General features: G+C 27.2%; 21 protein-coding genes. 14 read left to right on the top strand and 7 right to left on the bottom strand.

The window, feature by feature from the left end; translation table 11 throughout:
• Window positions 1-70 precede the first annotated feature (70 nt).
• Both ACZ5RS_RS12000 and ACZ5RS_RS11995 read left to right on the top strand, forming a co-directional pair.
• Entirely contained in the window at window positions 71-1420 is a 1350-nt protein-coding gene (locus ACZ5RS_RS12000) for a GntP family permease (protein ID WP_464635755.1), read from the top strand.
• Between the two features lie 208 nt (window positions 1421-1628).
• Entirely contained in the window at window positions 1629-2321 is a 693-nt protein-coding gene (locus ACZ5RS_RS11995) for a FadR/GntR family transcriptional regulator (protein ID WP_464635753.1), read from the top strand.
• A 5-nt stretch (window positions 2322-2326) separates the two neighbouring features.
• Here the strand turns inward: ACZ5RS_RS11995 and ACZ5RS_RS11990 are convergent, their stop codons facing one another.
• Together ACZ5RS_RS11990 and ACZ5RS_RS11985 are read right to left on the bottom strand one after the other, a co-directional pair.
• Window positions 2327-3439, bottom strand: a complete 1113-nt coding sequence (locus tag ACZ5RS_RS11990; RefSeq protein WP_464635751.1) for a type II toxin-antitoxin system HipA family toxin — start codon at window positions 3437-3439, stop codon at window positions 2327-2329.
• Entirely contained in the window at window positions 3436-3711 is a 276-nt protein-coding gene (locus ACZ5RS_RS11985) for a helix-turn-helix domain-containing protein (protein ID WP_464635749.1), read from the bottom strand. Before ACZ5RS_RS11985 ends, ACZ5RS_RS11990 begins: the two co-directional genes overlap by 4 nt.
• Window positions 3712-3931: 220 nt before the next feature.
• Between ACZ5RS_RS11985 and ACZ5RS_RS11980 the strand changes: the two genes are divergently transcribed.
• The 3 genes from ACZ5RS_RS11980 to ACZ5RS_RS11970 all read left to right on the top strand — a co-directional run bounded on the left by ACZ5RS_RS11980 (window position 3932) and on the right by ACZ5RS_RS11970 (window position 7165).
• The gene (locus tag ACZ5RS_RS11980; RefSeq protein ID WP_464635747.1) at window positions 3932-4378 is read left to right on the top strand and encodes a MarR family winged helix-turn-helix transcriptional regulator; all 447 of its coding nucleotides are present in this window, start codon (window positions 3932-3934) and stop codon (window positions 4376-4378) included.
• A gap of 23 nt (window positions 4379-4401) precedes the next feature.
• On the top strand, window positions 4402-5781 hold the full coding sequence (locus ACZ5RS_RS11975) for an MATE family efflux transporter (RefSeq protein WP_464635745.1): 1380 nt from the start codon (window positions 4402-4404) through the stop codon (window positions 5779-5781).
• Window positions 5782-5941: 160 nt separating this feature from the next.
• Window positions 5942-7165: an MFS transporter gene (locus tag ACZ5RS_RS11970; protein WP_464635744.1), complete on the top strand. Its 1224-nt coding sequence runs from the start codon at window positions 5942-5944 to the stop codon at window positions 7163-7165.
• 20 nt (window positions 7166-7185) lie between these two features.
• Here the strand turns inward: ACZ5RS_RS11970 and ACZ5RS_RS11965 are convergent, their stop codons facing one another.
• From ACZ5RS_RS11965 to ACZ5RS_RS11955, 3 genes are read right to left on the bottom strand one after another with little or no spacing between them, the layout of a single operon-like run.
• Complete coding sequence (locus tag ACZ5RS_RS11965) at window positions 7186-8112, bottom strand: HipA domain-containing protein (RefSeq protein WP_464635743.1); 927 nt, start codon at window positions 8110-8112, stop codon at window positions 7186-7188.
• Window positions 8105-8413 carry a HipA N-terminal domain-containing protein gene (locus tag ACZ5RS_RS11960; protein WP_464635741.1) on the bottom strand — a complete coding sequence of 103 codons (309 nt, stop codon included), beginning with the start codon at window positions 8411-8413 and terminating at the stop codon, window positions 8105-8107. Before ACZ5RS_RS11960 ends, ACZ5RS_RS11965 begins: the two co-directional genes overlap by 8 nt.
• A complete protein-coding gene (locus tag ACZ5RS_RS11955) occupies window positions 8400-8624 on the bottom strand; it encodes a helix-turn-helix transcriptional regulator (RefSeq protein WP_464635739.1) in 225 nt (74 codons plus the stop codon). The genes ACZ5RS_RS11960 and ACZ5RS_RS11955 overlap by 14 nt, the downstream gene beginning before the upstream one ends.
• A gap of 312 nt (window positions 8625-8936) precedes the next feature.
• On the opposite strand from ACZ5RS_RS11955, the gene rbsD reads away from it, so the two are divergent.
• Complete coding sequence (rbsD, locus tag ACZ5RS_RS11950) at window positions 8937-9332, top strand: D-ribose pyranase (RefSeq protein ID WP_464635737.1); 396 nt, start codon at window positions 8937-8939, stop codon at window positions 9330-9332.
• A gap of 78 nt (window positions 9333-9410) precedes the next feature.
• Window positions 9411-10319 carry a ribokinase gene (locus ACZ5RS_RS11945; protein ID WP_464635735.1) on the top strand — a complete coding sequence of 303 codons (909 nt, stop codon included), beginning with the start codon at window positions 9411-9413 and terminating at the stop codon, window positions 10317-10319.
• Between the two features lie 20 nt (window positions 10320-10339).
• On the opposite strand, the gene ACZ5RS_RS11940 is transcribed toward ACZ5RS_RS11945, so the two are convergent.
• Complete coding sequence (locus ACZ5RS_RS11940; RefSeq protein ID WP_464635733.1) at window positions 10340-11344, bottom strand: LacI family DNA-binding transcriptional regulator; 1005 nt, start codon at window positions 11342-11344, stop codon at window positions 10340-10342.
• 377 nt (window positions 11345-11721) lie between these two features.
• Between ACZ5RS_RS11940 and ACZ5RS_RS11935 the strand changes: the two genes are divergently transcribed.
• From ACZ5RS_RS11935 to ACZ5RS_RS11915, 5 genes are all read left to right on the top strand, one after another.
• Window positions 11722-12666: an ABC transporter permease gene (locus ACZ5RS_RS11935; RefSeq protein WP_464635731.1), complete on the top strand. Its 945-nt coding sequence runs from the start codon at window positions 11722-11724 to the stop codon at window positions 12664-12666.
• Between the two features lie 14 nt (window positions 12667-12680).
• The gene (locus ACZ5RS_RS11930; protein ID WP_464635729.1) at window positions 12681-13580 is read left to right on the top strand and encodes a carbohydrate ABC transporter permease; all 900 of its coding nucleotides are present in this window, start codon (window positions 12681-12683) and stop codon (window positions 13578-13580) included.
• 86 nt (window positions 13581-13666) lie between these two features.
• Window positions 13667-15082 (top strand): ABC transporter substrate-binding protein, encoded by a 1416-nt coding sequence (locus tag ACZ5RS_RS11925; protein ID WP_464635727.1) that lies wholly within the window; start codon window positions 13667-13669, stop codon window positions 15080-15082.
• A 99-nt stretch (window positions 15083-15181) separates the two neighbouring features.
• Entirely contained in the window at window positions 15182-16171 is a 990-nt protein-coding gene (locus tag ACZ5RS_RS11920) for a glycoside hydrolase family 130 protein (protein WP_464635725.1), read from the top strand.
• Window positions 16172-16179: 8 nt separating this feature from the next.
• Window positions 16180-19269 carry an alpha-mannosidase gene (locus ACZ5RS_RS11915; protein WP_464635723.1) on the top strand — a complete coding sequence of 1030 codons (3090 nt, stop codon included), beginning with the start codon at window positions 16180-16182 and terminating at the stop codon, window positions 19267-19269.
• Between the two features lie 55 nt (window positions 19270-19324).
• Here ACZ5RS_RS11915 and ACZ5RS_RS11910 read toward each other — a convergent pair whose 3' ends face one another.
• Complete coding sequence (locus ACZ5RS_RS11910) at window positions 19325-21220, bottom strand: glycoside hydrolase family 3 C-terminal domain-containing protein (protein WP_464635721.1); 1896 nt, start codon at window positions 21218-21220, stop codon at window positions 19325-19327.
• A gap of 480 nt (window positions 21221-21700) precedes the next feature.
• Here ACZ5RS_RS11910 and ACZ5RS_RS11905 point away from each other — a divergent pair, with 480 nt between their 5' ends.
• Window positions 21701-24016, top strand: a complete 2316-nt coding sequence (locus ACZ5RS_RS11905) for an efflux RND transporter permease subunit (protein WP_464635719.1) — start codon at window positions 21701-21703, stop codon at window positions 24014-24016.
• 512 nt (window positions 24017-24528) lie between these two features.
• Window positions 24529-25980, top strand: a complete 1452-nt coding sequence (locus tag ACZ5RS_RS11900; RefSeq protein ID WP_464635717.1) for a sigma-54 interaction domain-containing protein — start codon at window positions 24529-24531, stop codon at window positions 25978-25980.
• Window positions 25981-26032: the final 52 nt, after the last annotated feature.

The following is a 26032-nucleotide window of genomic DNA, read 5'->3' as shown; positions in this document are numbered from 1 at the left end:
AATGAATAATGTCTTTATAAAGAGGTATGTGTATAATATAAAAGGCATTATTCATATAAAGGAGGGAATCATGGTATCATCATCAATTTTAGTTTTAAACTTAATTATAGCTATTGCAATAATTTTGCTATTAATTTTAAAGTTTAAATTAAATCCAACAATAGCTTTAATTGTTGGCGCCTTGTATATGGGAATGTTTTCAGGTCTAGGATTAGTTGAAACAGTAAGTAGTATTAGTTCTGGTTTTGGTGGATTACTTGCTGGTATTGGATTATCAATAGGTTTTGGTGTTATTTTAGGTCAATTACTTTCTGATTGTGGAGGAGCAAAAGTAATTGCAACAACTTTGATAAAAATAACTTCAGAAAAAAATTCGATTTATGCAATTGGTTTTACAGCATTTTTGCTTTCAATTCCTGTTTTTTATGATGTAACATTTGTTATATTAATTCCATTAGGAATTGCTTTGGCCAAAGAAACAAAAAAGCCACTTCCATATATAATTGGAGCAATGGTAATTGGTGCTGGTACTGCACATACTTTAGTCCCTCCAACTCCTAATCCATTAGCAGCTGCTAGTATTTTTAATTTTGATTTAGGTATTATGGTTCTATTTGGTGGTGGTATTGGATTAATTGTAGTATTTTTAACTATGAAGATTTATTTTCATATTTTAGATAGAGGACTTTGGAAAAAAGAAAAAGATGAAACAGGTTTAATTAATGTTGAAACCGCAGAAATGCAAATTGAAAATCCTCCATCATTCTTTGCTTCAATATTGCCTATATTAGTTCCTATTGTGCTTATTTTGTTGGGAACTGTAACAAAAGCAATTTTGGGAGAAACTCCAATAGTTATTTCTTTTTTAAGTAACAAAATTATTGCTTTATTAATTGGAGTTATTTTATCTTATATTGTAGCATCAAAGTCTATGAGCCCAAATGCAAAGAATGATTCAGCTTCAAAAGCAACAATGTCAGCAGGAATAGTTTTACTTATTACTGGAGCTGGAGGTGCTTTTGGAAGTGTAATTAATGCAACGAAAATAGGTAATGTTTTAGTAGAGAATATTAGTGAAACTGGACATGCTGGTATAATTTTAATTTTATTAACTTATGGAATTGCTCTAATTTTCAGAATTGCACAAGGGTCTGGTACAGTTGCTTCAATTACAACTATGACAATGATGGCTTCTGTTGTACCAAATATTCCAATTCATCCAGTTTGGGTTGCTCTCGCTGCTTTATCTGGTGGACTAAGTATTGGACATGTTAATGATAGTGGCTTTTGGGTTACTGCAAACTTATCCGGGTTAACGGTATCAGGAGGATTAAAATCATATACTTTAGCTGGAGCAATGGTTTCAGTATTAACATTGTTATTTGTAATAGTTGGATCAATTATAATACCTATGGCTTAGTGATTGTTTAGTAATATAAAAAGTGGAGGATATTAATTTTTAATAAATTATATCCTCCTTTTTCATTTTTTATTTAGTTGAAAACTTGTTGATTCCTTGTTATAGTTTACTCATATTATTAGGCAAAATTTAGCTGATTTCTATCAATAACTGTTGCTTAATATTACTATATCTTTAAATTAAGGTATTTATCAAAGGAATATGAAGAATGGGAAATAATGAATGGTTTTCTAGCCCTGTAAATAAAGGTCCAGTTTCTAAGATTGTTTTAGAAAAGATTAAACAAGCATTGATCAATAAAGAGATAAAGCCTGGTGATTATTTACCATCTGAAGCTGAATTGGCAAAAGGTTTTGGAGTTGGAAAATCAAGTATCCGTGAAGCAATTAAAATGCTTGAAGCTATGGGGGTTGTTGAAATTAAAAGAGGTCAAGGAACCATGATTTGTGATCACCCTACAAATAGTGATGTAGATTCATTATTATTTCAGTTTTTAATTCAAAAATCAGGTACTGAAGAAATTGTAGAATTAAGAGCAATGTTTGAAATTGCTTATACAATTATGGCAATGCAAAAGGCTTCAGAAGAAGATTTAAAAGAAATTGAAAAAACAATTATTGATTTTGAAGAAAAAATTAATAATAATGAGCAATCTTTTCAAGATGATTTAATTTTTCATTATAAAATTCTATATAGCTCCCATAATCCTTATGTAATAAAAATTGGTGAGTCAATTCTACAATTATTTCAAACATCTATAAAAAAATCAGTTACGTTAACTCCTCAATGGGCATTAGATGACCATAAAAAAATTTTTGAAGCAATGAAAAACAAAGATGAAAAAGGTATACGTGATTCAATTAATGAAAGCTTAATGCGCTGGAAAGCGAATTTAGTCTAGGTAAATTATGTTTGACTAATATAATTGTTCAAATTTGTATTTACTATTGTTTCAATTTTATCAATGGTATCTTTACAAAAATTCAATGATAAACCAAATGTTGAGCCAACTTTTAATAAATCGTTTCTTGTAGGATTTAAGCCTTCTCCATTAATAGTAGTAGCATGTTGACCATTAAAAGAATTGCTATAAGTTAAATCATATGCTGGTGATAAAATCCATTTGTCAGTATATAAAAAACTAAAATTTTTGCTATGATCATCTCTATTGTGTGAAAAAACATTGAAACACATCAATTTATACATTTGTTTTACTTGTTTTTCATCCTTAGTTAAGATATATGTTAATTTAATTAAATCTAAATAATCTAAGTTAGGGAATCGATGGGAAGTTTCTAGTATTGCTGAGACTGAGGCCATATGTATTTTGGTATTTTGTTTTCGATCAAATCGTTTTATTCCAAAATATCCTGAGCAGATTTTAGATTCAAATAATTGTATTTCGGGGACCTCAATGCCACATTTTTTTGCACATTTTGAATATAAATATTCTTGAAGTCCAATATCCTTTGAATCTAAAGAAGAGGGAAACTTTATAATCCAATCTTCATTATTTATTTTTTTAAAAATTTTTGGTCTAGCTCCACCAGAAGAGCCACCATTTATAAATAAATAATCTAAATTTTTTATTTCTTCATTTGCTAATATTTTACTACATTGTTCTTTTATCAAGTCTAGACTTAATGGTTTGACTTTATCTAAAGTTAAATTTTCTTTTGGAATATATTCAAGTGCTCCCATTGCAGAATTTCCTATTATGGATAATCTATATAATGGATTTATGTTTTTCATATTTATTGAATTTTTTTTAATTATTCTATCTACTAATAATCGACCCCACCCATCAGGTAAGCTATCATTAAAAATACCAAATAAGCCTTCAAAGGGTTGAATTTCTGGGGTATAAATTTTATCAGTTAAAGGAAGAGAAAAAGGACTAATTGGAAAGCCTTCATTAATCCATTGCTTGTCATATTGAAAACTTGTTAAATAATCTTTATAAACAAGTGTTCCAATTTTTTTGTCATGATACATTACTTCGAGGCTATTTGTTTTCATTTTAATAAGTCCTTAATATCTTTGTAATGAGGGGTTGTAAATAAATTAATTAAATCGTTTTGTAAATCAAGTATTTGAGATATTTTTATTAAATTCGATAACGATATTTCTCCTATTTGTTCAAACCTCTTTATGCTTCCCAGAGAAACTCCAGATTTAAGTGCAAGCTGTTGCTGAGAAAAATCGTGTTCCTTTCTTCTTTTTTTAAAATTACTTGCAATAATTATTTTAATTTCAGGAGTTGTTTTAAATAATGAATTAATATCTATCATAGATAATATATTAGTCTTTTTCTTATTATTTGTCAATAATAGCTAATATTTTAGCAGTTATATATTAAAATAATATTTGTTTCAGCTGTTTTTTATATCGATAAAAAATGATTTTATTCAATATGAATTGACATTGCTAACACTATTAGCTAATATAGCGCAGTATAAATATCGGGCTATTTAATTAAGCCTCTCTTTATTTAAAAAAAAGGTAAAAATAATGATTTATGATGAATTGGCTAATCAACTAGTTAGATATCAATATGTATTGTTTCGCGCACCAAAGTTGAAAGAAAAAAGCACTATAGGGGCTTTATTTGGAGAGAAAAAAGTTATTGGGTATCTAATGGAAATACAAGATGGAGTTTGCCCTAGAAAATTGTGTGATTTTATGGGGGTCTCTACTGCAAGAATTGCTAGCATTTTAAATAAACTTGAAGAAAAGGGCTTAATTATTAGAACTCCAAATTCTTTTGATAAACGAAAGGTAATAGTAAATATTACTGAAAAGGGTAGAGAATTTGGTGAAACTGGGAAAAAAAATGTTGTTAAAGATTTATCTAGTTTGTTAGAAAAACTTGGTGAAGAAGATGCTAAGGAATATGTGAGGATAATGAAAAAGATTTATGATCTTTCAGTTAACGACGACACTCACATTACAAAATAGATAATTAATATAAAGGGTCAATTATGGATAAAGGTAGAATAGAGTTATTAGAAAATACTCCGGTTAAAAGAGCAATTATAAAATTAGCTCTTCCGACAATGTTAGCAATGGCTGTACAAATGATTTACAACCTTACTGATACTTATTTTATTGGGCAAACAGGAGATTTGAATCTTGTTGCAGCTGTTAGCTTGGCTAGTCCAATAATAATGTTATTTCAAGCTGCTGGAAATATTTTTGCAAGTGGTACTTCTTGTTATATATCACAGAATTTGGGGGCAAGAGAATATAAAGAAGCTAAAAGAGCAAATTCAGTTGCATTTTATAGCTCAGTAGGAATAGGTATATTATTTACTTTGTTCTTTTTGTTATTTAGAGATTCAATTTTAAATGTAATTGGGACTTCTGCTGCGACTAAAGAGCCAACTTCACAATATTTAGTTATTATGACTGGATTATGTATCTTCCCAATTCTTAATGTTACTATGGCAGGCTTAGTTAGATCTGAAGGTGCTACAGATAAAGCAATGTTTGGAATGATTATTGGTATAATTATTAATATAGTTTTAGATCCGATTTTTATTTTGGCATTAGATATGGGTACTGCAGGAGCTGCTTGGGCTACTATTATTGGTAACTTTGCAGGTACAATTTATTTTATTAGACACTTCTTAAACAAAAATACTATGTTATCAATTGCAATTAAGGACTTTAAACCTAGCAAAAGAATATATGGGGAGACCTTTAAAATTGGTATTCCTGCAGCTTTATCAAGTATTGTTATGAGTATTTCTTTTGTTCTAGTAAATGTTATTGCTGCAACTTATGGAGACTATGTAGTTGCTGGTAATGGTATTGAAATGCGTGTTAACTCAATGGCTGTTATGTTAATTATCGGATTAGCACAAGGTTATCAACCTTTTGCCGGTTATTGTTATGGTGCTAGAAAATTTGATAGATTAAAATCTGGATTTATTACAACTATTGTTTATGGCACTATCGTTTCACTTTTCTTTACAGCAGTATTTATTATATTTGGTGATGGACTAATTAGAATGTTTATTGATGATGATTTAACAGTTCAAGCTGGTGCTCAAATATTAAGAGCATTTACTTGGTGTGTACCATTCTTTGGTATTCAATTTACTGTTATGGTCACTTTCCAAGCAACTGGTAAAGCTATAAAAGCTATGTTAATTTCATTAGGTAGACAATGTATAATTTATTTACCACTATTGTTTATATTAAATTCATTGTTTGGCTTTGAAGGATTTATTTTTGCCCAACCAATTGCAGATATTTTAACAACATTTGTTGCATTTATTTTAAGCTTATCTTTTATGAAAGAAATGAATTCAAGGCATGAGAGAGAATTAGCAACAGCTTCATCTCCTGCAAATTAAGATACATATTATTAATTAGTATGAGAACATATAAAAGTTACAGTAAAGGCTATAATATTAGTCTTTGCTGTTTTTTTTATTATATTATTTAATTTATTTTGACATATGTTATTTTGTTGACGCCTCATTTATCCTATAGTAAGCTTTTTTTGAGGCTTAAATGAAAAATAAAAACTATTTTGGATTCTTGTGGCATGCAATCTTTTTATCTTTAACAACAACTTTTACTGAAGTTAATACAATTATTCCAACTTTAATTGTAAATGTTGGAGGTAGTTCTGTACATGTTGGAATAGTATCAGCAATTGTTATAGGTCTTCCTGTAGTTACTAAATTGTTTTTTTCTAGTTTTTTATCTTCCCAATCAAAGAAGAAACCTTATTTATTACTTGGTATTAATTTAAGAATATTAGCCTTAATTAGTATAGCTTTTACTCTAGTCTCATATCAAAAATTTAATTTTATTTCTTTAATCATCTTATTATATTTTGAATTGTTAGTATTTTCTGTTGGTGGAGCATTTGCAAGTCTTCCTTATGTATATTTATTAGGGGGCTCTCTTAGTAAAGAAATGCGAATGAATTTCTTTACTAAGAGACAGTTAATTACTAGCATTGGTATGCTTTTATCTGTGATTACTGCTAGATATATTTTAGCAAATTGGGAATATCCAAATCAGTATGTTTTATTATTTGCAATTTCTTCTATTTCTCTCTTAATTGCATCATTCGGTTTTTGGATTATAAAAGAAACACCTACAAAAAAGAATAAAAAAGTTTCGACTCTTTCTGTTATTAGATCAATTCCTACAATATTAAAACAAGATAGAAATTTTTTAAAATTTTTACTTTATTCAAATATTTTAGGAGCTGCATTAGCCTTAATTCCTTTCTATATCGGTTTTGCACAAAAGACATTTAATTTAGATAGTACTACTGTAGGTTATGTTTTAATTATACAGATAGCCGGTATGTTTATATCTTCCTTTATTTATCCAAAGCTTATAAAAAATAGAGGTTTTAAAGGAGTATTATATTTAAGAATATTTCTTCATGTATTATTACCCCTTATAGCTGTAATAATAGCTAATTTAAATAGTTTAGTTGGATATTTATCAATTTTCTTTTTTATTGGTTTTGCACTAAGTGCTAGAACAATTAGTGAAGAAGCTGCTCTAATAGAATTAACAAATGAAGATAATAGGGTAGTGTATACTGCTTTAGTTGGAACACTAAATTTTGCTATAATTATTTTCCCATTAATTCTTGGAACATTAATTGATCAAATAGGATATTCAATAATATTTATTATATCTTCTTTATTAACTTTAATCGCTTTACCTATCTTAAAATCATTAATTTGTCCAATAGATATTAAAAATTAAGTTTAGATAACTTTATATATTTAGTTAAATAGTCTATGATATCTATCATTAACTAAATTTATATAATTAGTTTTTGATTCCTTAGTTAGTAAAGATTCATTTATTGTTTCAATTAATATTGAATGTTTTTTCTGAAAGTTATTAAAAATTCTTTCAATTTGTATTTGATTGAGATTATATTTCTGTGCTAAATAAATGAAATCTTTTATTTTTAATTTATTTTTCTTCCCATTTAATGTTAAAGCTAATTCTTCTTTATCTTCAGGTATTATTATTAGAGTATTTAATAAATCATATGAAGGAGCTAAAATATACCTATCATCTTTTTCATAAAGAGAAAAATTTTTAAGATGCATATCTGAATTACCAACTATAAAACTAAAAAGTATGATATTAAAAAGTTTATAACTATCTAAGCCAATATTATCAGAATATTTGTTTAAAATGTTACCTATTTTTTCATAAGAAGAGTTGTATTTCTGTTCAGTTAAAAATTCACCTAATTGACAAAAATCTTCCATAGCTAATTTCTTTTTACCGATTCGATCAATTCTTTTTGTAATATATGCTCTTGTATTATCTTCTAATTTAATTAATCCAAAAGGAACTGTTTCAATATTGCATATATTTGCTAAATGCATAGTTAAATATTCATTTTCTATCATGTCAGGGTAATCTTTCGAATTTGGTTTTAGTATATAACCACTTGGATAATTAACTATGGTTAATCGTGGATTATTTTTGTTTTTATCTAAATGAAGTGATATTTTCTTTTGTACTCCAGTAATTACAGATTCTTTACTTTTTATATCAGAAAAAATATTTGATAATTGCTTAGTATCTATTATTGGAAGTTCAGTTGTCCCAAAAAACTTTTTTATACAGCTTTTGTGCCAATCTAATTCATTATTTAGTAGAGGTTTTCCACAGCATAAACATTTATTCATATTTTTCAATCCTTACATTTCCAATGCAATCATTACAACAAACTAATAATAGCCCCATTCTATCTTTTTCATTTAATTTCCAATTTTTAATTATTATATTTAACATCCATCCTTCTGGAATTAATCCATCAAAAAAAGGAAATAAAATTTGAGATTTGTAAGAGTCTTTTTTTTGGGGTAAAGTTAATGAAACTTGTTTGCCATTATAATCTTTATTGTATTGAAAGATATATAAGCCCTCATCGGTTTCTTCAAGTATACCTGCATGAGTGTCATCTACAAAAACTTTAGCTTTCCTCATTGTTTATATCCTTTAATTTAATTGGACCTGCAATTGCTCCAAACATATATAAAGCTTGATTAACTTTATCCATTCGAACAGTAGGTTTCCCTTGTTCTAGATCTCTAATGAATTTTAATCCCAATCCAGATATATTTGCGAACTCTTTTTGAGTTAAGTTCCTTTTCTTTCTTTCTGTTTTTATAAAATCACCAATAATTGAATATTTCATACCCTTATATTATACCAGTTAAGATATAAAATCAATAAAAATATTAAAAATTATATTCGTTTGGGTATAATTATTAGAAATATTAACAAATTATATTTGATAGGATATAATTTATCGTAATTGATAGCAAAATATATCCGATAGGATATAAAATTAGGAAGTTATAAATGATCGGATTTTATTTAGTTATATATTTATATATCATAGAATTATATAGTGAAAATTTAAGTAAAAGGTTATAATAACTTTACATATAAAAAAAGACGGGTTACCATTATAAAATATAAAATATTTTGGAGACTATAAAGAGAGATGAAAAAACTAGGTATTTTAAACAGTGATATTTCAAGAGTTTTAGCATATTTAAGACATACAGATTTGATATGTATTAGTGATTGTGGTCTACCAGTCCCTGATAATGTTGAAGTAATAGATTTAGCAATAAAAGAAGATTTACCAACTTTTCTTCAAGTTTTAGATGCTATTTTAGAAGATTATAAATGTGAAAAATATTTTTTAGCAACAGAAATTAAAGATAATAATGTATTTATTGATAATAAAATTAAATCTAGATTGCGTGACCAACCTGTTGAATATATATCACACATAGATTTCAAAGCTAAAGTAAAAGATTGCAAAGTTGTAATTAGAACAGGGGAGATGACACCTTATTCAAATATCATTCTTCAATCAGCTTGTATATTTTAAAAGAAAATAAAGAAAATTAAATAAAAACAATAAGGAGTGTTTTACTCTTTATCTATTTGTATAAGGAGTAATGAAGTTATGAAAATTTTAAATTTTGGTTCATTAAATATAGATTATGTTTATAAAGTAGATCATTTTGTAATGGCTGGAGAAACTCAAAGTTCATTAGAGAGAAATATTTTTCCTGGAGGAAAAGGTTTAAATCAGTCTGTAGCTTTAGCAAGTGCTGGGGCTGATACGTATCATGCAGGAGCAATTGGTAAAAATGATGGTATTTTCCTTAAAGATTTAATGGCAAATTCAAATGTTAATGTTGAATTTGTTAGGGAATTAGATGGTCCTTCCGGGCATACAATTATTCAAGTAAATAAAAAAGGTAATAATTGTATTTTGCTATATCCTGGTGCAAATTTTAAACAAGATGAGGTTTATATAGAATCTGTTTTTCAGAACTTTGATAAAGGTGATTATATTGTTCTTCAAAATGAGATTAATAATATAAAATTAATTATGGAAATAGCCCACAAAAAAGAGATGATTATATGTCTTAATCCATCCCCATATAATGAAAGAATTGATGAATTAAATTTAGATTATGTTGATTATTTTCTTTTAAATGAAATTGAAGGTGCTATGATGTGTGACTGTGATTTAGAAACAGATAATGATGAACTAATTAAAATTCTTAAAAACAAGTATCCATTTTCAAAGTTTGTATTAACTTTAGGAAAATCTGGGGTAGTTTATTTTGATAATACTTGTTTTGTTGAACATGGGATTTATGATGTTCCTGTTGTTGATACAACAGCTGCAGGCGATACCTTTACTGGCTTTTTTATAGCATCTATTTCTAATGGCGTTTCTATTGAAGAGTCTATAAGACTCGCTTCAATTGCTTCTTCAATTGCTGTTTCAAAAAATGGTGCTGCTGTTTCAATACCGAAATTGGATGAAGTAAAAAATAGTAAAATACAATTAATAATTTAATAATAATATAAAATCAGGATTTAATTATCCTGATATTTTATTTCAGGATAAAGATATGTTACTTCTAAAGGAGCAGAAGGGTTATTTATCCTATATTCTATCTGTCTAGCTAATCTTATACCAATTTTTGCTGTATTAACATAAGCTGTAGTAATTTTATCAATAATTGCAGGATATTCAGTAGATCCATCAAATCCTGTAATTATAAGTTTTGATTTATCAATTTCAGGATGTGATAATAAATAATCAAAAACAAATTGAGCTACAAAGTCGCTTGCACAAATTAATGCTTGTGGAAGGGAAGGTAGATTATCTAAAAATTTATTTATTGTTTTAGGATATTCATATATTCCAATATTATCTGTTAAACAATAATCATAATTAACTTCAATGTTATGTTCTTTTAGTGCGCATAAATATCCAGAGAATCTGTCATTGTTAGTTTTTGCGTAACTAATATCGCCAATGAATCCTAGATTTGAAATATTATATTTTTCAATTACATGACTTGTTATAACTCTCATGGTATCTAAACCTTCAATAACCAATAAGTCTCCAAGTAATTGTTTTCCAGTTATATCTGTAGTTGAATCTAAGTATACTTTTGGTAGATCTAATTTACTAACCATTTTTAATAACCTTGTATCATAGATATTCATAATAACAGCACCATCAAAGTTTTGTTTATTTAAATTAGCTGGAAGCTGATATCCTTCATAAAAATTTGTTGGAATACTCACATAAGCTAATGTAAATCCAAGAGAAGATAATTTTTCTGCTAAATCATGAATAATGCTTGTCCAGAAAATTGAAGAATCAGGTCTAGATACAATTAAGCAAATATTTTTATTAACACTAGTATTATCTTTTTCTGATATTTTATTATATCCAAGCTCTTTTGCTGTTTGTAAGATTTTTTGTTTTAATGATTCTGAAACACCTTCATGATTATTAAATACTTTCCAAACACTAACCCTTGATATTTCTAATTTATCAGCAATGTCTTGCATTGTGCATTTTTTCATAATTAAGTCCTTTATTTCCTTGTAATAATACGCTATAAAAAAGGAAAAAGCAACTGCATTTTTTACATTTTTAACAAAAAAATTAACATTTTAGTAATTTATTAACTAATTATTGTGATAAGTGATTTTAACATTTTTAAAAAATGTTAAAATTGTTAACACGCCATAAATATGTATTAAATATCAAATTATTACTATATTTATATATAATATAAGCAATTATATTATAATTTTTTATTGTATTGATGGATTATGTCTATTTTATATTATAAAAAATAAAGTAATTTTTTCTTAATAAAGTAAATTTTTTTAAATTAATTGTTGCCAATTTTGTAAATTAATGTTAAAGTTTCTCTTGTAAGAGTGAAGAGGTCGTTATGAAGAAAGATAAAAAGAAGCGAAAATGGACAAAGGATGATTCTGAGTTAACTTTATTAAGTTTACCTACAGTTATTTGGTTTATCCTTTTTAGTTATTTGCCTATGTTTGGTGTAATCATAGCATTTAAGAAATTTCGTTTATCAGCTGGGCATGGTTTTTTCTACAGTTTAATACATAGTGAAACTGTTGGATTTGATAATTTTAAATATTTTATCCATTCAAATGATTTCTATATATTATTAAGAAACACCCTTTCTTATAACATAGTTTTTATAATATTAGGAATTGTAATTCCTGTTACCTTAGCAATAATAATTAATCAAATATATTCTCCTTTTGCTGGAAAAGTTTATCAAACTTTGATGTTTTTTCCTCATTTTTTAAGTTGGGTTGTAATTAGTTATTTTGTATATGCTTTTTTAAGCCCAGATAAAGGTTTATTGAATTCAATAATTGCATTTTTTGGAGGTCAAACTGTTAATTGGTATAACGATCCCAAACATTGGCCTGCTATATTGATTTTCATGAATGTTTGGAAAACTACCGGTTATAGTATGGTTATCTATTTAGCTTCAATCTCTGGTATTGATACATCTTTGTATGAAGCCGCAGTAATAGATGGAGCAACAATTTTTCAACAAATTAAGAAAATTACAATTCCAACAATTAAACCAATTATAGTAATGATGTTTATTCTTAATGTAGGTAAAATTTTCTATTCAGATTTTGGTTTATTCTATCAAGTAACTCAAAGAATTCCTCAACCATTATTTAATGTTGCATCGACTTTTGATACTTATATTTACAATGCTTTGTTGACAAATCTACCAATAGGTAAGAATGCTGCTGCAGCATTATTCCAGTCTGTCGCTTGCTGTATAACAATTTTAATTGCAAATAAAATTGTTGATAAAATTGATCCAGAAAACGCAATAATTTAAGGAAAGTAGTAAAGATGAATAACAATTTAAATCATATCAAAAAAGGTTCAAATATAACATTTAATATAATTCTGATAATAATATCTGCAATGTGTATTATTCCTGTTATTTTTATTACAATTATTTCTTTAAGCTCTGATGCTTCAATTCAGCAGTTTGGTTACAGATTTATCCCTAAAGAATGGTCTTTAGATGCATATAAATTTTTATGGAATGAAAAGAGTACAATTTTGCATGCTTTGCTTATTTCTATAACAGTAACATCTATTGGTGTTGTTTTAGGAACTGCTTTAACAGCTACTATGGGATATACTCTTTCTAGACCGAATTATAAGGCAAAAGGATTTTTAACTTGGTTAGTTTTTATTCCAATGATTTTTAATGGGGGAATGGTTGCAACATATGTAATTATTTCAAGTTTCTTACATTTAAATAATACAATATGGGCATTAATACTACCTTTAGCAGTATCTCCTTTTAATATAATAATTTGTAAAACTTTCTTTAAAACAACGATTCCAGAATCAATTATTGAATCAGGTAGAATTGATGGGGCATCACAATTTACTATTTTTTCAAAAATTGTATTACCGATTTCAACACCTGTTTTAGCAACTATTGGAATATTTTTAGCTTTTGCATATTGGAATGATTGGTTCTTATCATCTTTATATATAACAAAATCAAATTTAATTAGCTTGCAGGCAATGTTAAATAATATTTTAAAGAATATTCAGTATTTAGCAAGTAATCCTACCGCTGGTGTTTCACTAGCGCAATATAAATCTATGATGCCTCAAGAATCAGCAAGAATGGCAATTGCAATTGTAATCGTAATTCCAATTGCATGTGTTTATCCATTCTTCCAACGTTATTTTATTACAGGATTAACTGTTGGTGCAATAAAAGGTTAATAAGTGTTTATTACCTTATCCCAAAAAGATAAGTAGATATAAAAATAAGATAAAGTAAATGAATAATTTTTCATTAGGAGGAAATTATGAAAAAATTATTAGTATTGGCTCTTGCTTCAATGATTGCTGTTAGCTCAATCTTTGCTAATGGACAAGTAGAAAAAGAAGAAATTCCTACAATTAAATGGGTTCAGATTGGTAATGGAATGCCAACTAATTATGATGAATGGGAAGCTCAAGTAAATGCTTATTTAGAAGAAAAACTTGGTATTCACATGGAAATGGAAGTTTTATCTTGGGGAGATTTTAAAACTCGAAGATCTGTAATGATTAATACAAATGAAGATTACGATATTATGTTTACCTCTCAAGATACATTTGTAAATGATGTTACAATCGGTGCTTTTGCTGATATCAGTGATAAAGTAAAAACTGTTTCACCAGATTTATATAATTTAATGCCAGAAGCTTATTGGAAAGCTGTAAGTATTGATGGAAAAGTTTATGGGGTTCCAACATATAAAGATAGCTCTATGACAAACTATTGGGTTGTTAGACAAGGATTAATTGATAAATATAATCTTGATGTAAAAGATTTCATGTCATATAAAGATATAACTCCTCTATTAAGAACAATTAAAGAAGGTGAGCATGTTTCTCCTTATGTATTAGCAAGTGATGCACAAGATCCTTCTTTAGAATTATATGATACAATCGGTTCTGGCTTACCTGAAATTGGTGTAAAAATTGATGATTCTTCAATGAAAGTTGTTTCTGTATATGAACAAGATGATATGATGAATATTTTTAGAACTTTACATCAATGGTACCAAGAAGGTTTAATTAATAGTGATGCAAGCACTTTAGCAGAAACTCCAAGAAATTTACCTTTCAAAGTTTCTCAAGGATGGAAAACTGCTGCAATTACTGTTTGGGGACCACAAATGGGTGAACCAGCTGCTGCATTCCAAAAGAGTAAAACTATTTTAACAAATGATACTGTAAGAGGTTCAATCAACTGTATTAATGCAAATAGTAAATATATTGATGAATCATTAAAGTTATTACAATTAGTTAATACTGATACAAAATTACGTGACATGTTAGCTTTTGGTGTTGAAGGTAAAGATTACGAATACACAGCAAATAATGAAATTCATAGAATTGATACTTCATGGCCAATGGCTCAATACAGTCAAGGTACTTTCTTTAACGTATCTCCTTTAGAAGGTGTTACAGTTGATCAATGGGCAGAAGTAAAACAATTAAATCAAAATGCTATTCCATCAGTAATGCTTGGTTTCACTATGAATACTGAATCAGTAGAAGATGAAATTGCAAACTGTAATGCTATTCATGAAAAATATAAATTACAAATCTTAACAGGTACAAGTGATCCAGATGTTGCTGTTGCTGCTATGATGAAAGAAATGAGAGCTGCAGGCTTTGATAAAATCTTAGCAGAAGCTCAAAAACAAGTTAATGAATTTGCTTCTAAATAATTAGACTTTTATTATAAAACTTTTATTTGGGGATGTATTTTTTCATCCCCAAAATATTAAAAACGGAGGAAACCATTTTTTATTTATGGTTGACAGTAGATGTATAAAACTTATATAGATGAATTACCAAATATTCCTTGGTACCCACAACCTAAAGGTAATAATGAACCTTTTTGGAGATATGAAAACAATCCAATTATAAATAGACATGATCAAAAAAACTCAAATAGTATCTTTAATAGTGCAGTTGTCCCATATAAAGATGGTTTCGCCGGAGTTTTTAGATGTGATAGTAGATCAATTTCTATGAATCTTTTTGCTGGTTTTAGCAAAGATGGTATTAATTGGAAAATTGAAGATGATCCTATCAAATTACAAGGTATAGAAGACGAAATACTTAATAAAGAATTTAGATATGATCCAAGAGTATGCTATATTGATGATAGATATTATGTTACTTGGTGTAATGGTTACCATGGTCCTACTATTGGAATGGCTTATACATATGATTTTAAAGAATTTTTTCAATTAGAAAATTGTTTTTTACCATACAATAGAAACGGAGTATTATTTCCTAGAAAGATTAATGGGAAATTTATGTTGATGAGTAGACCAAGTGATACAGGACATACGCCCTTTGGGGATATCTTTGTAAGTCAGAGTAATGATTTAGAATATTGGGGCCATCATAGATATATGATGGGAAATATTAATGATGATAAATCTGCTTGGCAATCTACAAAAATAGGTCCAGGTCCAATTCCAATTGAAACTGAAGAAGGTTGGTTATTAATTTATCATGGAGTAATAACAACTTGTAATGGGTTCGTCTATAGAATCGGTGGAGCTATTTTAGATATTGATGAACCATGGAAGGTGAAATATAGAACTAAGGATTATTTAATGGGTCCTGAGATGCCTTATGAATGCATGGGTGATGTTCCTAATGTCGTTTTCCCTTGTACGTGTTTATGCGATGGAAAGACAAATAAATTAACAATGTATTATGGAAGTGCTGATACTGTTACCTCAATGGCTTTTTCTACTGTAGATATTTTGATAGATTATATTAAAGAACATTCTTTATAGGTGATAATATGAGATATTTAAGTGATCGTGTACAAGTAATTTGTGATAATTTAAAGAATTTATCAATTAAACAGAAATATGATTTAGATAAATGGCAATATAAAGAAGGAAACTTCTTAACATATAAAAATGCTGATTTAGATGAATCCCCATGGCTAGATTTTGATGCAAAAACTATGCATTGGTATGGTAAAGATAAGCATTATTGGTTTAGCAAAACCTTTATTATCCCAAAAGAATTTGACAATAAAAACATATGGATGAAAGTTTGTACCCAAATTGATGAATGGGATGATGGAAAAAATCCACAGTTTTTACTTTTTATAAATGATGTGCCTATACAAGGTGTTGATATGAATCATAGAGATATTCTTGTATTTGAAAATGCAAAAGCCGGTGATGTAATAAAATTAGATTTGCAATCTTATACAGGTATCCTTCATACTGAATTTAATTTCATAACTTATTTATATGAAAAAGATCCATTATTAAACAAATTATATTGGGATTTATTTGTGCCTCTAAATGGTTTAATTAAAATGGATGAGTCTAGTTTAGATAGAGCTAAATTATTAAATGAATTAAATAATACAATCAATTTAATTGATTTTAGAGAACCTTATAGTAAAGCTTTTTATAACTCTATAAAAAAAGCAAGTGATTATATTAATAAAGCAGTTTATGAAAATTTAGTTGGATGTAAAGATATCATTGCTACCTGTATTGGTCATACTCATATCGATGTTGCTTGGTGGTGGACTGTCGAACAAACTAAAGAAAAGGTTTGTAGGAGTTTTGCAACAGTATTAAAGTTAATGGATGAATTCCCATTCTATAAATTTATGAGTTCTCAACCACTTTTATATGCTTTTATAAAAGAAAGATATCCTGAACTTTATACAAAAATTAAAGCAAGAGTAAAAGAGGGTAGATGGGAAGTTGAAGGCGGTATGTGGGTTGAAGCTGACTGTAATATTCCTAGTGGTGAATCTTTTGTAAGACAATTTGTATATGGAATGGATTTTTTTGAAAAAGAATTTAATAAAGAAAATAAACTATTATGGTTGCCAGATGTATTTGGATACAGTGCTGCATTACCTCAGATTCTAAAAAAAGTTGGGATAGATTATTTTATGACTACCAAACTTAACTGGAATCAATGGAATAAATTTCCCCATGATACATTCAATTGGATTGGTATTGATGGTTCTTCTGTTTTAACTCATCTAATTACTACTCAAGATGCTTATCAGGATGAAAAAAGTTTCTTTACAACTTATAACGGTCTTTTGAAGTCGGATGTATTAATTAAATCTTGGCAACGATATCAAGATAAAGATATAAACAATGATATTCTAATTGCATATGGCTATGGCGATGGTGGTGGAGGACCAACAAGAGACATGCTTGAAACAAGTGAGCGTCTTGAAAAAGGTGTTATTGGCATTCCTAAAGTTAGACAAGAATTTTCTAGAAAATACTTTGATGATTTAAATGATAAAGTTATAAATAATAAAAGATTAGCTAAATGGCAAGGAGAGCTATATTTTGAATATCATCGAGGCACATATACTTCAATGGCAAGAAATAAAAGAAGTAATCGAAAAACAGAATATGGTTTAATGGATGCTGAATTCTTATCTGTAATTAGTGAAAAATTAGTAGAATACCCTAAATCTGAATTAGATAAGATTTGGTTGTTAACTCTAAGAAATCAGTTCCATGATATTTTACCAGGTTCTTCAATTCATGAAGTGTATGAAGTAACTAAAAAAGAATATAAGGAAATTGAAGAAGAGTTAAATGCTTTAATTAAAGAAAGAATTAATAAACTTTGTACTAAAGAAGCTGGTTTGACTTTATTTAATACTACAGGGTTTTCTAGAGATGAAATAATTGAAATACCATTAAATAGTGCAAATTATTTGATTGATGAAGATTTAAATAAATATCCGATACAAAAAAATAATGATAAAGCTTTAGTTGAAATTAAAAACTTACCATCTAAAGGTTTTAAGAGTTATTCATACGGGTTGGATGAAAATAATGAAATAAAAAATGATATAATTATTGATGATTGCTCATTTGAAAATCCCTTATTAAAGGTTACTTTTGATGAAACAGGTTGTATAGTTAGTATCTTTGATAAAGAAGCAAATCGAGAAGTTGTTAATAAAGGTGAAAAAGCAAACTTATTTAGAATGTTTGAAGATAAGCCAATTTATTATGATAACTGGAATACTGATATTTATTATACAGAGAAATATTGGGATGTTTTAAATCTAGAAAAATTTGAATGGATTGAAAAAGGTCCTTTAAGAGCAACTTTATTAATAGAGAGAAAAATTAGTAAAAGCTTTATTAGACAAGAGATTCATTTTTATTATAATTCAAAGAAAATAGATTTTGAAACTTTTGTTGATTATCATGAAGCCCAACATCTACTAAAGGTATTTTTCCCTACAAATATTCATAGTGATGAAGCTACTTTTGATATCCAGTTCGGTAATTTAAAAAGAAAAACACATTCAAATACAAGCTGGGATGAAGCAAGATTTGAAAGTTGTGCTCACAAATGGGCTGATGTATCAGAAGGCCATTATGGCTTTAGTTTATTAAATGATTGTAAATATGGATATAGCGCAGATAATGGAACACTTGCCCTAACTTTGATAAAAACAGGAATTGAACCTAATCCTGTTGCTGATCAAGAAGAACATTACTTTACTTATTCTATTCTTCCCCACCTTGATACTTGGATTGAAGGGGAGAGCTATAAGCAAGCTGCATTCTTGAATCAAAAGGTTTTAACAGTTTCAAATAAATCAAATATTTCTCAGTTTAGTTTTGCAAGTATTGATAAAGAAAATGTAATAATTGATACAATTAAGAAAACTGAAGATGGAACCGGTATAATTATTAGATTGTTTGAAAATGAAAATTCATTAACTAGAGCAAAATTAAAAGTAAGTTCAGAATTTACTAAAGTTTATAGTTGTAATTTAAGAGAAGTTGAAAATAATCTTTTAACAGTGCAAAATGGCATGATTGATATAGAAATTAAACCTTATGAAATTTTAACAATTAAACTTCTATAATATATTCCTATAAAAAAATGGTACCTTATCAGATTTTTGATATGGTACCTTTTTTTTAGATTTCATTTTCTATTTTAACTATTGTTTCACTATTAGCTTCTAAGAATATCTTTTTAAAAGCGACTAATTTTTTATTTGGAATATGTTTAAATTTTAATAGCGAATAATTAATATCATATTTTCCTTTATTAATTAATTTTACAGTATCCTTATCCAGATATTCTTCAGAAATCTTATTATAAGTAAGTCCATCTCCAAAGTTATAAACACAATTTCCTTTGAAATATTTATAAGTTCTATTTTTCATAGAATAGTCTTCAAAAGGAGGTAAGTCTTCAATCTTTTCATAGAATGATATTGGAAGTCTTGCAGAAGGTGATACCTTTCCAAAAATAATATCACTTAAAGCAATTCCACCTTCAGCTCCTGGATAAAAGCATTGAATAATTGCTTTACAATCTTTTTTAGGTTTAGATAAGTCAATGCAACTACCACTAACATTTACTAATATTACATTGTCACTAACTTTTATTATTTCATTATATAATTCTCTTTGACATTTTGGCCAATTTAAATCAATTTTATCTCCAGCCATATCACTGTTAAAAGCATCTCCTTCTTCTCCTTCTAGTTGGGGAGTTAAACCTAAGGCTAGTATTGTAATATCACAGTTTTTTGCAGCTAATATAGCTTCATTTAGTGGCATTTCTTCCCATTCTGGATTTGATTCTTCAAAAACTTTTGAGCCTCTAGCATATCTAGTGGTTTTACAGTAATTTTGTATGCCTCTTAAAATTGTAGTGTAATGAGAAGGAGTTCCATTATAATTACCTAAAAGGACTTCTTTACTATCAGCAATTGGACCAATTACTGCTATTTTTTTATTTGAATCAAGAGGTAGAATATTGTCGTTTTTTAATAAAACGATACTTTCTCTAGCAACTTGTAAATTTAAATCTTGATGTTTTTTTGAATCCACTACGTTATAATCAATTTTATTAAATTCACATTCGTCATCAAATAAACCAAGTCTAAATCTCGCAGTAAATAATTTTTCAACACATTCTGTTATTTTTTCTTCACTAACAAGATTAGTTGCTACTGCACTTACTAAGTGGTGATATGCCTTTCCACAATTAAGATCACACCCATTATTAACAGCTTTAGCTGCTGATTGTGCATAGTTATCACTCATATTATGAAAGTCTGTAATATCACATATAGCTCCACAATCTGATACAACATAACCCTTAAAATTTAAATCTTCTAATAATAGTTTTTTTAGATATGTTGGACTTGCACAACAAGGTTCTCCATTAATAGCATTATATGCTCCCATAACAGCAGAAGGGTCACTATTTTCAATGCAATATTTGAAAGCAAATAAATATGTTTCATGTAAATCTTTTTCTGATACAATTGAATTGAATCCATGACGACCTTTTTCAGGACCACTATGTGCTAAGAAATGTTTCAAAGTTGTATCAACTTTTCTGTATTTTCCATTTCCTTGCATCCCATTAATAAAAGAACAGGCTAATTTACTAGTTAATAGAGGATCTTCGCCATAGGTTTCATGTCCTCTTCCCCATCTTGGATCTCTGAATATATTGATATTTGGAGACCAAAAAGTAAGACCTTGATATATTTGTGTACTATCTATACTTTTAAATTCATTATATTTTGCTCTAGCTTCATCAGATATAGCAATTCCAACATCTTTTAATAATTTTTCATTAAAACTAGCAGCCATAGCAATTGGTTGAGGGAATACTGTAGCATTGCCACTTCTAGCTACGCCATGCAAAGCTTCATTCCACCAATTATAGGAGGGGATATTTAATCTTTCTATAGCAGGAGAATCATATCTCATTTGAGAAATTTTTTCTGCAATAGTCATTTTTTTTACTAATTCTTTGGCTAACTTTTTATATTGAGATTCTTTATCCATTAATTACTTCCTTAGTCTGTTTAAGATTATTATTGTTAATAAATGTTAATTATTGATAATAAATATATAGTAATGTGTAAAATATATTTGTGCAATAAAATTTAAATATAATATCATAAATTAGATATTATGATAATAAATATCTAATTTATTGCATTTTATTATTGAGTAATTGTTAAAAATATTAAATATTTTTGATAATTAAAATTGTTAACTAATTTTAACATAATAAAATATTTTGAAAATCTGTTTTAGTTGATAAAATTTAATAGTCTTGTTATCAGTTTCTATAGATTATAGATAAGTAATGTGGTAAAATTCTTTGGACGTGATAAAATCTAAAATTGAATTTTGTATCCTATTATTTGTACTTTTTAGCTTAAATTTGTTTTAATTTATAGAAATACTAATTTGCTAAATTATTAATAATATTAATTTATAAATGTTAGATTACTGCTAATAAAAATGGGTTAAATTAAGATGAAAAATATAGTTAATTTTGTTCTTAAACATAGTAAAATTGTTTTGTTTATTATTTTTTCAGTTACAGTTTTTTTTGGTTTTACCGCTATTAGAATAAATATAAATAGTGATTATATGAATTTGATTCCAGAAGATAAATCCCTTATTAAAATTAAACAAGAAGTCTTAGGCGATCAAGATTCAGAGTTTAACCAGGATTTTTATTTCATGGTTAGTGGTGATAATTTATTCAATAAAACAACTTTTAATAAGATTGATGAAGTATTAATAAAATTATCAAACTATGAACAATTAAGTAATACAATTTCTGGTGAATCAATGGCTACTGCAATAAAGAAAGGTACTAGAATTGCCATCTCTCCAATGAGTACGCATAAAAGAGGAGAAGAATGGACTGAAGAAGAAGTTCAAGAATATAAAGAAAATCTTTTAAATGATGATATCATGAAAGGCTTGCTAGTAACAGAAGATGGTTCAAAATTATTTTATTATTTTAATTCTAAACCTGCGTCAAATGAAGTTGTAGAGCAATGGATTTCTATAATTAATGAGTTAACTCCATATTGTGATTATGTTTCTTATGGAGGTGATGGGCCTTTAGATATAAGTATTAATAATTATCTTTTTAATGATTTGCAATTATTAATAGTGATTGGGTTTTTTGTAATTTTAATCATATTCTTTATATCTTTTCATTCTTTTAGAGCCGTGTTAATTCCTCTTTTTTTATCAGCTATAGGTTTGATTTGGACATTGGGGACTATGGTTTTATTACAATATGAATTAACCTTAGTAAATATAATAATTCCGTGCATGGTTTTAATATTAGGGTCTTCCTACAGTGTCCATGTTTTAAATGAATATTTTAGAACTTACAATAATGATTATAATAATCCTAATTTAATTGAAGCCTATTCTAAAATAGGTAAAACCATTTTTATGGCTTGCATTACTACTGTAATTGGTTTTTTAAGTTTGTTAATTTGTGAGTTAGAAACATTCAGACAAATGGGGATTGCCGTGTCTTTAGGTATTTTCTATTGTGCTATCCTTTCGGTTTTTTTAATACCTGCTTGGTTAAACTTAATTATGAAACCTAGAAAAATACAAATGAAACAATATAAAATCGGTGGTTTTACTTTTATCGAAAAGAAATTACCTTCTCTAGTTATTAATTTCTATCCAATTTTTATAATTGTTTTTATTATAATAGCTCTTTCATTTTTCTTTACTTATGATAAGATTGAGACAGAAACTAATTATATGGAATACTTTCCTCAAGATGATAAAATAATTAAAGATTTTAAAGATTTAGCTATTAGTTTTGGTAGTACTCTTCCTTGTTACATAATTTTAGATTCACCAGATGGTGAAACAAATTATTTTAAAGATTCTGCTAATTTGAAAAAAGTATTTGAGTTTGAAAAAGCATTAATCAGAGATGATAAGGATATATTACATATTACATCTACAAGCCAATATGTATCTTTCTTAAATAGAGTATATTCTGGGGAAAAAGAAATTCCAGATTCAAATGGTTTGATTAATATGTTATCAAGATATTTGATATTAATGGAAAATTCTATAGAAGATAGTTCATTAATACAAGGTTTACAAAATAAAGATGCTACAAGAATCAAAATACAAATTAATTTTTATGATAGCGAGAAAATGAATCAACCTTCAATTCAATGTGCACAAAGAATAAATGATGCAATTGAAAAGAACATAAATATTCTTGATCCTAATGTAAATATTACAGCTTGGAGTGAGGCCTCTGCTGGATTAAATCTATCTAAAATTATGAAATCTGACCAACTTAAATCGACTTTATTATCATTCGTTTTGGTTTTTTTGTTTGTTTCAATATTATTTAAATCTCTCAGTGAAGGTTTATTTACTATGATTCCTGTTGTAACTGGTATTTTAGGGAATTATATATTTATGTACATAGCGAATATTCCCTTTGATATAGTTACTTCAATTTTCTCGTCTATTGCAATTGGAATAGGTGTTGATGATGCAATTCACTTTATGCTTAGGTATAATCAGCAAGGAATATATTTTAAAGAGAAATCTTGTAAAGATAAGATTATTTCAACTTTGGAAGAAACTATCAGACCAATATCTTTAACAAGTATTTCAATTATTAGTGGAATGCTTGTAATGTTATTTGCATCATATTCACCAATAAGATATTTTGGTACTTTATTAGCTGTAGCACTTTTTGTTACAACTATATCAACGTTAGTATTATTGCCTTCTTTTATTTTATTGTTTGATAATATAAAAAATAAATTATTTAAGATGTAAATTTATTACATAAAATTAATTTTATAAATAAACTATTATAGTTTTAATTTATAATTTTTATTAATAACTTTCTGTTAAAAAATATTTTTACGGCATATATAGTAGTATAGTTACAATTCCTTATAATACTCTATAAAAATTTTTTTAATTTGAATGAATGATGTATAATAAGGGCTTATTTGTTATATACAGTTTTATAAATTGGGTAAACAGCAAAAAAGAATATATTTTATAAAAAAGTATGAATTTGAATAGTAATAATTTAGCAGTCTAGTTACTGACATATATTGTATAACAATGGGGTTTTCATTATAATAAAAATATAATAAATAAGTATTAATTTAATTAGTTAGACAATGGGGTGCTACAAGCTATAGCTTTGTGATGCCCTATTTTTTTGATATTTATAAAAATTTTGCACAATAAAAATATTTGTGGTAATAGATAAAGTATGTTAAATTTTTATATTAAGAGTATTTTTTAATTAAAAAAAATTGAATTTTGGAGTGATGATGAATAATAATAATGAGATTTTATTTTCTTTAAGACATAAAATTAAGGTCTACTCTGAAGTCTTTACGGAAATAACTAATGTAGATATTGCTATAGTAGATAATAAAAGAATACGCCAAACAGCAACTGGGAAATGTTCAATAGATCAGTTTTTAAATAATAATGGGCGAGTGCTTGAAACAGTATTAAAAAGCAAGAAACCTCTAGAGGTACTAAATCCAACAAAAGATATAGTATGTTCTAATTGTGAGCAAAAAAGATTTTGCAAAGAAGTATATGAATATTGTGTACCTTTGTTTGTAGGTCAAGAATTATTTGGAGCAATTAGTTTTGTTGTATTTGAAGAAAAAACTAAAGAGTGGATATTAAATGATAAGAAATTATTTTTTATGATGGCCGATAATTTTACAAACTATGTTTCTAAGTATTTAGAAAAAAGTAACTCATTAGATTATTCAAATAAGATTAAGAGACCTATTAATAATACTAAAATCACCTTTAAGGAAATTATAGGTAAAGCTCCAAGTTTCTATTCAGTAATAGAAAAAGCAAAAATTGTAGCACCAAGTGATGTTTCTGTTTTAATTTTTGGCGAAACAGGAACAGGAAAAGAAATGATTGCAAAAGCAATACATAATGCATCTCATAGAAATAAAGGCCCTTTTGTAGCAATAAATTGTGGGGCATTCCCTGAGAATTTAATAGAAAGTGAATTGTTTGGTTATGTTGAAGGTGCATTTACAGGTGCTTCAAGAAAAGGTAAGGCTGGTAAATTTGAAGAGGCTAATGGTGGAACTATTTTTTTAGATGAAGTTACTGAGATGCCAATATATTTGCAAACTAAATTATTGAGAGTATTACAAGAGAGGCAAATCGAGAGAATTGGTTCTAATAAATTAATCAATTTAGATATTCGTATCATTTCAGCAACTAATAGAGATATTGAAGAATTAATTGCTAAAGGTCTATTTAGACAAGATTTATATTATAGATTGAATGTAATTCCATTAAAAATCCCAGCATTAAGAGAGAGAAGTGAAGATATTGTTCCTTTAATTAATCATTTCTTAACTAAATATTCAGACATTGTTTTAAATAAACATGTTGAGAATTTCTTATTAAACAAAAAGGTCATAGAGTATTTAAAGCAATATAATTGGCCAGGAAATATTAGAGAGTTGGAAAATGTTATTTTATATTTATTAAACATGTTAAATGATAAAGGGGAAATAACAATGAAAGATCTACCATTATATCTCCAAAATCAAAATCAAAGTTTAAGTGATAGTTTTTCTTCTTTAGAAAGATTAGAAAGAGAAGCAATAATTGAAGGCTTAGAATTTTATGGTTACGATACAAATGGTAAAAAACAAACTGCTGAATCCTTAGGCATAGGATTAACAACCCTTTATAGAAGAATGAAGAAATATAATATTGAAGATTATCTATAAGTTAGTATAATAACCTATCAAAAATAGAAACATAGAATTTTTTTACAGATAA

This window comes from Pleomorphochaeta caudata, assembly GCF_055395745.1.
Note: the sequence above shows the minus strand (reverse complement) of the source record. Positions and strands in the feature narration are given on the sequence as shown.

Bases quoted from the DNA above. Each gene is read 5' to 3' on its own strand.
- ACZ5RS_RS11935 (WP_464635731.1), top strand. From the start codon at position 11,722: ATGAAGAAAGATAAAAAGAAGCGAAAATGGACAAAGGATGATTCTGAG.
- ACZ5RS_RS12000 (WP_464635755.1), top strand. From the start codon at position 71: ATGGTATCATCATCAATTTTAGTTTTAAACTTAATTATAGCTATTGCA.
- ACZ5RS_RS11965 (WP_464635743.1), bottom strand. From the start codon at position 8,112: ATGAATAAATGTTTATGCTGTGGAAAACCTCTACTAAATAATGAATTA.
- rbsD (WP_464635737.1), top strand. From the start codon at position 8,937: ATGAAAAAACTAGGTATTTTAAACAGTGATATTTCAAGAGTTTTAGCA.
- ACZ5RS_RS11985 (WP_464635749.1), bottom strand. From the start codon at position 3,711: ATGATAGATATTAATTCATTATTTAAAACAACTCCTGAAATTAAAATA.
- ACZ5RS_RS11920 (WP_464635725.1), top strand. From the start codon at position 15,182: ATGTATAAAACTTATATAGATGAATTACCAAATATTCCTTGGTACCCA.
- ACZ5RS_RS11910 (WP_464635721.1), bottom strand. From the start codon at position 21,220: ATGGATAAAGAATCTCAATATAAAAAGTTAGCCAAAGAATTAGTAAAA.
- ACZ5RS_RS11970 (WP_464635744.1), top strand. From the start codon at position 5,942: ATGAAAAATAAAAACTATTTTGGATTCTTGTGGCATGCAATCTTTTTA.
- ACZ5RS_RS11930 (WP_464635729.1), top strand. From the start codon at position 12,681: ATGAATAACAATTTAAATCATATCAAAAAAGGTTCAAATATAACATTT.
- ACZ5RS_RS11990 (WP_464635751.1), bottom strand. From the start codon at position 3,439: ATGAAAACAAATAGCCTCGAAGTAATGTATCATGACAAAAAAATTGGA.
- ACZ5RS_RS11905 (WP_464635719.1), top strand. From the start codon at position 21,701: ATGAAAAATATAGTTAATTTTGTTCTTAAACATAGTAAAATTGTTTTG.
- ACZ5RS_RS11995 (WP_464635753.1), top strand. From the start codon at position 1,629: ATGGGAAATAATGAATGGTTTTCTAGCCCTGTAAATAAAGGTCCAGTT.
- ACZ5RS_RS11900 (WP_464635717.1), top strand. From the start codon at position 24,529: ATGAATAATAATAATGAGATTTTATTTTCTTTAAGACATAAAATTAAG.
- ACZ5RS_RS11955 (WP_464635739.1), bottom strand. From the start codon at position 8,624: ATGAAATATTCAATTATTGGTGATTTTATAAAAACAGAAAGAAAGAAA.
- ACZ5RS_RS11975 (WP_464635745.1), top strand. From the start codon at position 4,402: ATGGATAAAGGTAGAATAGAGTTATTAGAAAATACTCCGGTTAAAAGA.
- ACZ5RS_RS11925 (WP_464635727.1), top strand. From the start codon at position 13,667: ATGAAAAAATTATTAGTATTGGCTCTTGCTTCAATGATTGCTGTTAGC.
- ACZ5RS_RS11915 (WP_464635723.1), top strand. From the start codon at position 16,180: ATGAGATATTTAAGTGATCGTGTACAAGTAATTTGTGATAATTTAAAG.
- ACZ5RS_RS11945 (WP_464635735.1), top strand. From the start codon at position 9,411: ATGAAAATTTTAAATTTTGGTTCATTAAATATAGATTATGTTTATAAA.
- ACZ5RS_RS11940 (WP_464635733.1), bottom strand. From the start codon at position 11,344: ATGAAAAAATGCACAATGCAAGACATTGCTGATAAATTAGAAATATCA.
- ACZ5RS_RS11960 (WP_464635741.1), bottom strand. From the start codon at position 8,413: ATGAGGAAAGCTAAAGTTTTTGTAGATGACACTCATGCAGGTATACTT.
- ACZ5RS_RS11980 (WP_464635747.1), top strand. From the start codon at position 3,932: ATGATTTATGATGAATTGGCTAATCAACTAGTTAGATATCAATATGTA.